Source organism: Streptococcus sp. 714 (genome assembly GCF_013277115.1).
Lineage (GTDB): Bacteria > Bacillota > Bacilli > Lactobacillales > Streptococcaceae > Streptococcus.
This window is the reverse complement of record NZ_VMMH01000006.1, coordinates 20,431-31,762: the sequence shown is the minus strand read 5'-3', so window position 1 is coordinate 31,762 and position 11,332 is coordinate 20,431. Positions and strand designations below refer to the sequence as shown.

6 protein-coding genes are annotated in these 11,332 nt (G+C 40.8%); all 6 read right to left on the bottom strand.

Annotation, left to right across the window (positions count from 1 at the left end; genetic code table 11):
• Positions 1-24 precede the first annotated feature (24 nt).
• The 6 genes from HT718_RS02170 to yghU all read right to left on the bottom strand — a co-directional run bounded on the left by HT718_RS02170 (position 25) and on the right by yghU (position 11,331).
• The gene (locus HT718_RS02170) at positions 25-7,011 is read right to left on the bottom strand and encodes a SpGH101 family endo-alpha-N-acetylgalactosaminidase (protein ID WP_173266978.1); all 6,987 of its coding nucleotides are present in this window, start codon (positions 7,009-7,011) and stop codon (positions 25-27) included.
• A 357-nt stretch (positions 7,012-7,368) separates the two neighbouring features.
• Positions 7,369-8,097 (bottom strand): peroxide stress protein YaaA, encoded by a 729-nt coding sequence (gene yaaA / locus HT718_RS02165; protein ID WP_173266970.1) that lies wholly within the window; start codon positions 8,095-8,097, stop codon positions 7,369-7,371.
• A gap of 78 nt (positions 8,098-8,175) precedes the next feature.
• Entirely contained in the window at positions 8,176-8,340 is a 165-nt protein-coding gene (locus tag HT718_RS02160) for a DUF3953 domain-containing protein (protein ID WP_173266968.1), read from the bottom strand.
• A gap of 66 nt (positions 8,341-8,406) precedes the next feature.
• Positions 8,407-10,002, bottom strand: coding sequence for a hypothetical protein (locus HT718_RS02155; protein WP_173266966.1), 1,596 nt, complete (start codon positions 10,000-10,002; stop codon positions 8,407-8,409).
• A gap of 11 nt (positions 10,003-10,013) precedes the next feature.
• On the bottom strand, positions 10,014-10,424 hold the full coding sequence (locus HT718_RS02150) for a peptide deformylase (protein ID WP_173266964.1): 411 nt from the start codon (positions 10,422-10,424) through the stop codon (positions 10,014-10,016).
• A 115-nt stretch (positions 10,425-10,539) separates the two neighbouring features.
• Complete coding sequence (gene yghU / locus HT718_RS02145) at positions 10,540-11,331, bottom strand: glutathione-dependent disulfide-bond oxidoreductase (protein ID WP_173266963.1); 792 nt, start codon at positions 11,329-11,331, stop codon at positions 10,540-10,542.
• Between the last annotated feature and the right edge of the window lies 1 nt (position 11,332).

The window sequence follows — 11,332 nt, the reverse complement described above, 5'->3', positions numbered from 1 at the left end:
TTTTAATGAAAACTCTTGTATATTCTAATCTTCTTTTCTCTTTGCAAGAAATAGAGCAGACATTGCTAGACTGAGGCTGGCAAGGAAGAAGAGCTTATATGACTGGCTAGTACCAGTTTCTGGAAGTTTAGCCTTCATTTCTTCTTTTGCTTCTTCTATCTTCATTCCTGGTTTAGAGCCATCAACCGATTGATATTCAAATGCCTGTACTGCTGGATCCTGCTGCTTCTGATTGAATTGATCTGTCGATGGAGTTTGTGCCTTACCTCCAACTTCTTCAGTTGATGGAGTCTGCTCCTTAGTTCCAGGTTCATCAGCTAATGGGCTCTGTTGTTTAGAAACTGGTTTATAAACTACTGCATAATGTCCTAGTTGACTAGTTGTGAATTCAATTGTTCCTTGACCATTTGTAAAGTTTACTGACTCACCTGATGCGGTATAGTATACCCCGGCCACTTCACCAGAAATCGGTAATCTAACAAGGACTGCACCTTTCGGCTGAACTTTATGATTGTCCTTATCTACCAAATGAAGAGCATAAGCATCAAATTCCATACCTTGTAGACTTTGGTCTTTTACTTTTTGAACTTGAAGGTGCATGTCTGGTGCCAAGTCTCTTGCTAGTCCTGCAACTACAACGCCTGTTGATTTATCTGATAAGACACGAACCTCTTCAGTTGGTTTGTCTACCGTAGGTGCTGCTTGGTCACCTGCTGTTCCTATTACACCTGTATACTCTGGAACTTCATGTACAGCTGATTCTACCGCATTTACACTTCCAGTGAACTCTGGAACCTCTTTTACAGCCACTTCATCTCCTGCTGTACCGATTGGTTCTGTGTACTCTGGAACTTCATGGATAGCTGATTCACCACCGTTTACACCACCTGTGAATTCCGGAGTTTCAACGACTGGTGCTACTTGGTCACCCTTGCTTGATGTTGGAGTTTCAGGTTTCGGTTCTGGAGTTGGAGTAGGTGTTTGGTCTTTCAATTGATCAAGATAATCTGCAAAGTATTTAATCATTCTATTTGTCAAGAGATGGTTATCTGTTGCAAATTTCATGCTGGCAACAACACTTGCTACTTCCTCTTGATTGCTCTTATCAGTCAATTTTTGAGCTTTAGCCAAGGCTGCTTCATAGGCCGCAGTATCAAGACCTGCTTCAGTCACTTGTGGACGAGTAAAGACCAATTCTGCAGCTGATTGATATTGATTACCACCATCTCCGTAAGTTCGTGTTCCTGTTAGAACAATCTTCTTAGCTTTGATCGTCTTGCCAAAGTTGATATCTTTAGGTTTGTTATTGTCAGCCCAATTTGTTGCATTGAAGGTATGTTCCTTACCTGTTTCATCAGTTACGACAAGAGTCACATCTCTCAAATTACCGTTTGAACCAGAACCACGTGGAACATAACGGAGACCAGTAATTTCAGTCGGTTCTTTCAAGACCATTGTAGCTGGTTTACCAACATCTCCTCCGCTCCATGATGTATGCCATAGACTTGACACGTTGCCATCAAAGGCATTTGCAAGACCTTCACCAGCCTGAGCAGGAGCGCTTAGGCTTGCAAAGTCATCTGTCACAAGAGCTGTTTTCTTCATCACTAAAGCATCTTTAAGAGCATTGACCTTAGCGATTTCTGCTTTAGCTTCTTCTACACTAATATCATCATCTGCTTGACTAAGGTTAAAGACTGCCTCTTTCAAAGCATCCATCGTTTCTTTGGTGTAGTTGGTCATAGAAACAGTTGGAAGGTAGTTCTTGACTGCATTTTCTGCCATCATCTTACCTGTCAAAACAATTTCTTCAATTTGAAGTCTGTCCATGATGAAGTCATTGTAGCCACGGAAGTTCGCATTACCACCAGAGTCTCCACGTGTGTTGCTTGCATTGCCTGTAGAGTAGATACCTACCCATGTATCGCCAGTTTCTGCACCTGTCACGAGGAAGGTTGCACGTTTCGCTTTCTTAGAATCTGTCCAAGTATTTGGCAATTCATGCACTTCCATATTGCTCGTTTGACCAGATTGGAATTCTCCCTTACCGACTACAAAGGCGTAAGTATTGTCAGAACCAGCTTCATAGTCAAATGTAATACGATAGGTCTTGCCTGCTTCAAAGCGGAAGTTTTGTGGAATTGTTTGGTAAACCAAGTTACGACGACTTACGAGACCATTTGTCTTGAGTGACCAATTTCCTTCGATAACATCATCAACTTTCTTGCCATTCCAATCACGTTGTGTGTATGGTCCATGTTTTTCAGACAAGTGAGTACGGTTATCTTCAACACCTTCGATACCACCGATAACAAATGGGAAGATACCTTGACCGACATTTTCAAAGTCTTGTTTGAAAACGCCTGTTGCAGTATCGTGACCATCACCGTACATATTTGATTCATTTTCAAAGGTACGAATTTCATCGAAGTAAGTTGCTTCATCGCCTGCTTCACGACTCAAGGTCAAGGTTACGTTTGATACATCTGAACCTGTTGTGAAGAAAGCATACATATTTTGGAAGTAACTTGTATTATCAACTGTTGCATTGCTTCGACGAGTATTGTGAGCATAGGCTTTTACATAGTTAAGTGCTAGTGACTTGTTGGTGTAGTTGGTTACTTCTTTTTCACCAGTATTAACAGTAATACTTGCTTTAGCATTACTACGGTTGTCTACACCGACATAGACTGCGTATTTAGTATTTGGTTTCAAGCCAGTCAATTTTTGAGTGAGACTAACTTTTTCTTTATTACCTTGGATGCGGAGCATTTGGTTTGCACCTTGAGACTTCACGATTTCAGCCTTAGAAGCATCTCCTGAAATCTTCCAATGATCCAAAGATTCACTGTTAAATCCTTGGTCATAGATGTGCATTCCTTCACTCCATGACATTTCTGGATTTGTTTGTTTAGAACGATAGAGAACATATGGCTGATTTGCAGTAAGATCAAGGGTAATCTTACCGTCTTTCACGGCAACTTCTTTTTCCTCAGTCTTACCTTGGTCAGTTAGTTTATAAAGGTAAACCTTACCATTTGCCCAGTCGCTAGGAAGTGTCCAAGTTGTTGCACCTGCTTCAGTATTGAAGTAGTACATTTTTTCCTTGTCACTTTCAAGCTTATTACCATTTGCATCCCAGTTCCAAGGAGTCAAGTAAGCTGAACCGTCTTGGATGACACGTCCGTTGAGCGTTACTGTACGTTCACGATATTGTGGACTGTTGACATCATTGGATTTACGAGTTACCACAACCTTGTTATTTGCAGCATCGACCAATTCGACTTTCATTTCTGGAGTCCATTTATAGGTACTACCATTGTCAGTCATGGTTACTGGTTTGCCATCTTCCCATTTGCTGACTGTGAAGTGTTGGAAGTACTTAGTCATAACGTCATGAGCAAACAAGTTTGTTACATAACCGTTATAATCACTACGTCCTTGCCATCCTTCGAAGTCCTTCATGCTATAACCGCCTAGAAGTGGATAGTCAGCTGCACCACCGTAACTTCTGTAGTCACCAACCCAAGAATCTTTTTGGTGGTTACGGATAAAGCGAGTGATGGCACTGTTAATACCTTTATTTGTATAGCCACCGTAGGTCAAGTCAGCTGCCCAGTGTTGGAAGGTAGAATCATATTCACCACCATGGCCCCACTCAATAGCAAAGCGCCAACCTTGTTTGTTAATTTCTTTCGCAATAACGTGAGTTGCCCAGGCACCATTGTCACCTGATTGACCGTTACCCCAAACGTCGACGTAGATGAAGTCTAGGCCTTCACCCAACTCTTTCTTCAACTCTTCCCAACGAGCTAGACGCCCATGAGCCAAGTCATAACCAGCATCAATATTGATACCTTGGTCAAGCCAGTTCCAACCGTAGCTGTAGCTACCATCTGCATTTTTACGAAGAATATTTTCATTAAAATATTTAGACTCAGGATAGGTTTCTGAAGCGTTAACGTGGATACCGAGGTGGGCACCATATTTCTTAGCTTTCTCAATAAGAGTCTTAAAGTCTTCAACACCACCGATACGTTTACCGATGTCTGCATAGTTCAAGTGTCCAGAGTCATGTCCTTCACTTCCGTATCCCTTGAGAAGTACACCTTGACCAAGACCATCTGTATGAAGGTTAATCTTCTTGATACCATCCAAGGTCATGAGGAATGGGTTTTGCGCTTGTGAACCAAAGTTCATAGCGATACGGTAAGCTGTGATATCCTTAACTTTTTCCCAACCTTGAGGGTTGTTCATGATGCTACGGTATGCGATCGCACCATCTTGCCAGTCTACTTTATTATCAGCATTGGCATCTTCAGTGATAACAACTTTTGCACTTGGAAGTTCCTTTGTATATTCTGGGAAGACAACTCCATTGTGGGCTTTTTCCCATTGCCATTCAGAGCTATGAATTTCCACATAGTTAGCATTGCCAATCGTATTCTTGTAAGCTGTCAAACGTGTCCAGTCGTAAGAACCACCACCGTAGCTGTTTTGTGAGTTGCTCCATACACCTGCTGCAAGCTTATCTGTTGAAACAAATCCGTACATATAACCTTTGGCTAATTCTTTCATTGGATTTGTTACTTCGATATGGTCATCACCACTGACGTGAGTATTGTTTGACATGGTTGCCCCATCAAACTTAGCTCCTGCTTGGTCACTGGAAACAGATACCAAGGCATTTCCTAGGAAGCTGATTGAAGAAAGTAATTTACGTTCATCATCAATCTTCTGTCCTGGTGTTACCTGATTATGGTTGACAATCTTAGTCACATCAAAGTAAAGTTGGTTATCCACTACTTGCAAACGAACAGTCATATCCGCATTGATGAGATTTTTCTCATCACGGAGTTTCATGTCATACTCGGCAGTCGTTGCATTGACCTTTTTATAGGTAACTTCAGGAGTCACAGCGTGCTTGTTGATCACAACTTGATTAATTGGTTGCACTTGTCCTGAGAGCTTGTTCCCATTTAGAACATATTCTTTCACACGTGGGAAGGCTTGGTCGATAACTGCTTTCAATACTGTGGATTGAATAGTGTCGTATTTTACATTGCTATCATCTACTGTATCGCCCTTTTCTTTTTTAGTGGATTCTTGATCTGTTTTAACTCCTTCTTGGTTGTCAGTTTTGACATTGACAATTGTTCTTTCACTACTATTGTAGGTTCCAGCTTTAAGAACAATTTTCTTTTCATCTTTTAGTTTGTCATTTACTGCAGATGGCAAGGTCACTGTGTCAAAAAGTTTCACATCATTATTAGTTGCATTCAGTTGTCCATCTGATTTGAGACTAATCGTCAAGTGGTTGGTTGAGCCATTAACAGGAGCTGCAACACGATTACCTTGGTACCAAAGTCCACTTCCACTTGTCTTGTATTCCCAGAACCATCCACCTTGGTCATATCCTACAAAAACGTTGTTATCTGTGTCTTTAAATTTCATGAAGACACCGAAGCGAGACTTACCTGTTTCAGATTCTTCTTTAAAGGTCAAATCAACTGTAGCATTTCCATTAGCATCAACTGTCAAACCATCTTTTTCGAACAAGGCTGGTTTTTTACCATTGTCATTTTGGGCAGTTGAAGCTAGTTGGTTGTAACGAACTCCTTTTTCTTCACGGACAGTTACTGTTCCCTGTTGTTCTTTCTTTTCAACTGTTTTCCATTCTGGAGTGACTTCTTTTGATTCACTCGGTTTAGTTTCTGCTGGCTTGTTTTCAGCAGGTTTAGTTTCTGCTGGTTTGTTTTCTGCTGGTTTAGTTTCTGCTGGTTTGTTTTCTGCTGGTTTGTTTTCTGCTGGTTTGTTTTCTGCTGGTTTGTTTTCTGCCGGCTTATTGTCAGCTGGTTTTTCTTCTTGAGGTTTGTCCTCTTTTGGTTTTTCTTCCTTGCTTTCCACTTGTTTATCGAGAGCATCTAGACCAGCTGGTTTCGTTGTTTCAATACCCTTGATATAGTTTTGAATCCATTCTAGCTGAGCAGGTGAGAAGAGTATACCACCACTACGTTTACCAGAGACACCATTTTGGTGGATACCAATCAATTTCCCATTTTCATCGAAAATACCGCCACCACTGGCACCTGGTTCACTTCCTTGATAGCTAATTCCACGAACACCTTCTCCGTGATTATTAATATCCTCAACGGTAGTATTCAAAATTGGATCAAGCTCTCCTTTTGGATATCCAAATACATGAACCTTATCTCCTACCTTAGTTGTTGCAGGCTTCTCAGTCACTTCAACAGGTGCATTTGCAAGAGGTGTACGAAGCTTAACAATTGCCAGATCATTTTTATATCCTTTGAGGAACCCTTCACGATCCCAGTGTTTCACATCATTCTTACTGAATTTGACGTCCGGTGCCCCTTTGTAAGAAACTGTATAGACATCTCCATCACTCTCAACATTATCAGCTACCTTACGATTATTACCATCTGGAACATCTTTGATAAAGTTATGAGAAACAGATAAAACGAGATTTTCCCCAATAACGATACCACTACCAAGCCCTGCAGCACTTTTAATTTCGACAGTCGCACCGTAGTTTAATACCCCATTTTTTGTTTTAGCAACATCTTCTGGGACTAGGCTTTTATCTTCTTTTTCTAGTTCTTCTTTTGAGGCAGTGTGCCCATTTTCTTCAGCCTTATCAAGTTTTCCACGTAGTTCTTCAGGAAGAGTATCTGAAACTGCTGAGCTTGTTGCAGTTTCTTTTTCTTTTGCCAGCAATTCTTCTTCAGTCTTTGGGCCTTCAGTTACTTCAGGAGAACCTTGGTCTTCACCAGGTTTTGGTGCTTCAAAGTCGCGCCCACCGTCCTCTTTAGCATTAGCAAGAGCGGCTGCCAAATCTTTTGGCATATTTGCTGTAGAACCAGCCTGAGCAGAATCTGCGAGAACAGTACTAGTTCCAAAGAAAGCTGCACCAATCATAACAGAAGCAACCCCTAGTGAAAATTTCCGAATACTATATTTGCAACGTTTTTCAAATAATCCTTTGTACATTAAGTCTTAAATCCTTTCATTTTATCCGTAAGCGTTTACATTCGCTGTTCAAAAAAATACTCCTTTCTGTCTAAAAAGTGCAACACTTACGTCATTAAATAAAAAATAATTACACTTTTAATATAACAAATGATAGCCAATAAAGCAATAGAAAAGATAGGAAATGACTAATTTTTTCTTTCAATCCTAGTAAAATTAAAGTATAAAATCTCCAAAATACTCTAGAAAAATAAAATGCATATCATCAAATTTTTTCAATATCTGATAATATGCATTTTTCTGATTTTAAAGACTCTTTATCCAACCTCATGCGTTTTAAAAACGAAGAAGTTGAGCCTCAATTTGAATTTTTCTCTTTCATACTTCCTTAACAAAAACCAATTCCTGTTGCTGGGATAAATCTTCTCTGTAGACAAATTCTGCAAAGCTTAACTTACGAGCATCTTCCACTGTTTGTACTTGATTTTCTATCAGAGCTGTTAGGAAGGCACCACGCGCCTTCTTGGAAATGGTTGAGTGAATCTTCAACTGACCACCCTTGTCCTCCATGAATTTGAAAGTCACCATTTTTTCTCTGATTTCCTTAGAAAATACAGTCTCAAACTCTGACGACAAGAGAGAGAAAATCACTTCTTCCTTCTTCACAGCTTCATCATAGGCTGCCTTCCAATGGCTCTTCAAAGTCTTACCAGCGACTTTTAACTTCATCAAAAAGTCCAAACGGTGAGGAGCCATAGGTGACAAGGCTGGAACGACCCCGTACAAAGCCGAGGTAATGAAGACATGATTTTCAAGATAGGCTTGTTCTGCCTCGGTCAATTTATCTCGCTTGATATGGCGGTACATAAGCCCATCAAAAAGTTTCAGGGCTGGGTAGTGTGGAGCAGTTTTGTTTTTTAAAGCTTGGATATTTTTAAATTCTTCCGCAGCCTTCTCGGCTGATACCTTATAAAAACTCTCCAATTGACTAGCAGAATAGAGGGCCAAGGCATCAAGCACAGCCTGACTTTCTGGTTTCAAATGAGCAGCTTCGATACTAGACAAATCTGTATTCATTTCTTTTGCTGTTGGGATTAAAATTTTCATATTAATAGTGTAGCATATTTTTTTTCCACTACCAAGAAATTCATCTGAAAAACCTCGGCTTGACCGAGGTTTCTCTGTTTATTTTGGCCATCCTAACCAGATAGCCACGAGAACAAGGGCTATGCCAGCTAAACTTGTTAAGATAGATAAGAATTTATCTTTTTTCTCCTTGAACTGAGAAAAAACTAACTTCAAAGCGAGCAGTTCGAGTAGCATTGAAGCAAGCATCACATAAAAACCCATTTGTGTGTCCTCCATTAGTCTTTAAATTCCCTTATTATAACTTATACCTTCTAAATAAAGCTGTCTTTACTGCACTTTAAAGGTCTTGAGATAATTGTCTTTTCCTACTTGACCCTCGAAGGTTTTCCCATTTTCGAGGTAAGGCAGGTCATCTGATACAGAGGCCTTAACCTTGTAAATCTTGCCATCAACTTTAAAGAAGTAGACGGTATCACCCTTGATAACAGCTGATTTGAGGTCTGCGACCACACCCTTGATGCTTTCTGTTGTTTCATTATCAATCTCAAGATCATTTTTATTGGCGTACTTGCTGAGCAGTTCTTCCACTGTCGTTGCTACGATAACATTTTGATACTCGACTGCGTCGACCAGAGCATACTCTTTAACCAAGCCAGCATTGTCCTTCAAGCCCATGATATAGAGAGGCTTGTCATTGAGATTGATGAGGATTGGGAAGGTGGCCTTGTAAGATTTCTCTTGGACAGCACCTTCTGCTGATTCACGGGCTGATTCTTCGGTCGCTGAAGCCAAGCTGTACTTAGTGATTTCTCCTGTCCGCATATTTTCAAGGATGAAACCAAGATTACTCTCATCCGCATTAGCCGACGTCACACCTGTGTAGAGGTAAATGTCATTGCCGATGGACAAGTAATTATAGCCCTTGGTAGTCTGGGTCACATTTTTCTTGGAAATCATGGCATTCCAGAAACCGTCCTTGTACTTGCCGTTATAGTTGATTTGTTCAATGGTTTCCTCAGCTGGATAAACCCTGTCCACCCATTCTGGAACTTCAGCCAAGCTGTATTCCTTGGTTTCTCCATTTGTGGCATCCAAGATGATGACTGAAACAGGACGGGGAACCGCAAGTCCAAATTGCTTTTGGTAAACCGTTGCTACATAGAAAGGATTACCCTCATCATCCACCTCAAATGATGGAGTCTTGAAGATCTTGGTTGGATACTTAAAGCGCAGGTGACGTTTGACATCGCGGTTAAAATACTCTGAATCCGAATACTTGATTGGTGTCTTCAAGTCCACCAAGTCAGCATTGCCTGTTACCATATCTACCTTGATATACTCGCCGATTCCCTTGGCCTGATTGTTAAACCATTTGATAGGGTCTGCGTATTCTAGTGGCGTAACCCGATAAGGCTTCCCATCAATCGTCAATTGGGTATAGGTGTCTGCCGCTACGTACTGCGACACCTTATCCGTTAAGGAACCCAAGTAGCGGTCACCAATTTTTTCAGCAGTACTTCTATCTAGAATAGGAACCTTACTGGTATCAGTCTTAGGAAATTCAGTAAAATCTTTTTCCGTAACCGTGACTACATTGGCATAATTTTTAGCCTGAAAAACACTAGAAGTCACCAAGGAAACCAAAGCTGCCAAGAGAAGAATTCCTCCAATGGAAGCTAAAAGAATTTTCCCCAACCGATTAATTTTGAAACCCTCTAGATTTAAGGCAGCTTCCGCCTTTCCGTGGCGCACATGAACTGTTTTGACCAGATTTATTCCCTTGCCAAAGCCAAATAAGATTGCCACAAGCAATAAATGCCCACAGAGGAAGAAGAGAAATTCCCAGCTGGTTAGATTAAGGGGCGGTAAAAAGATATACCAGGTCGTTGCGATAAAAATAAGTTCAAAGACTATTCGTTTCATTTGCTTTCCTCCTAAATGATTCGTCCTTCCAAGTGATCCAGCTCATGTTGACAAATCTGGGCTGGAAATCCTGTCAATGTAATGGTCTGTTCCTGCCACTTGGTGTCACGATAGGCAACCCTTATGGTTTCATAACGCCTAGTAGGTCTCACACCTGTCAAAGATAAACAGCCCTCTTCTGTCTCATAAGGTCCTTCAGAGGACAGGAGCACTGGATTAAACATGACCATGGGAACCAAGCCAAGATTAAAGATAATTACGCGCTTCTGCACCCCAATCATATTGGCAGCTAGCCCAACACAGGTCTCACGATTTGCTAAAAGCGTATCCTGTAAATCTCTGGCAAGATACAGATCATCCTGACTTGCCGGTTGAGACACCTGAGATAAAAATAAGATATCCTTTACAATTTTCTTTTCCACTTCCTCACACTCCTCTTACTTTTTACTATATTATAGCAATTATAGCACAAAAGCCGATAACTGCAAGCCCTTTCCCTCAACTGTAGCAAAAAGCCATCCGAAGATGACTTTTTTGCTATTTGATTTCTTTATAAGTTACTTCCAAGCCACGCTTAACAGCTGGACGATTGGCAATTTTTTCTGCCCATTTTACTAAATTCTGATAACTTAAGGCATCTAAGAATTTTGCAGAACCTTGGTAAAGTTTTCCTTGAACTAACTGTCCATACCAAGACCAGATAGCAATATCTGCAATCGTATAGTCATTGCCTGCAATATAAGGTTTCCGAGCCAATTCCTTATCCAATAAATCCAACTGGCGTTTCACTTCCATCGTAAAACGATTAATTGGATATTCCAATTTTTCAGGGGCATAATTAAAGAAATGTCCAAATCCTCCGCCTAGAAAAGGTGCTGCACCTGCTTGCCAGAATAGCCAATTCAAAACTTCTACCTTTTCCACAGGATTGCTTGGTAGAAAGGCTCCAAATTTCTCAGCAAGGTAAAGGAGAATATGAGCAGACTCAAAGACTCTTACTTCTTCAGTCCCAGACTGATCCAACAAGGCTGGAATCTTTGAATTTGGATTGAGCTTTACAAAGTCTGAACCAAACTGATCCCCATCCATAATAGCAATCTTATACAAGTCGTAAGTCGCTTGCTCAGAACCAGCTTCTAATAATTCTTCCAATAAGATAGTGACCTTCACACCATTTGGTGTTCCCAGTGAATAAAGCTGAAAAGGTTGTTCTCCTTTTGGCAAGTCTTGTTCGAAACGGGCACCTGCTGTTGGTTTATTTAGTCCCGTAAAGGCTCCTTGATTACTAGCTTCATCCTGCCATACGGTCGGTAATTGATAAGCTGACATC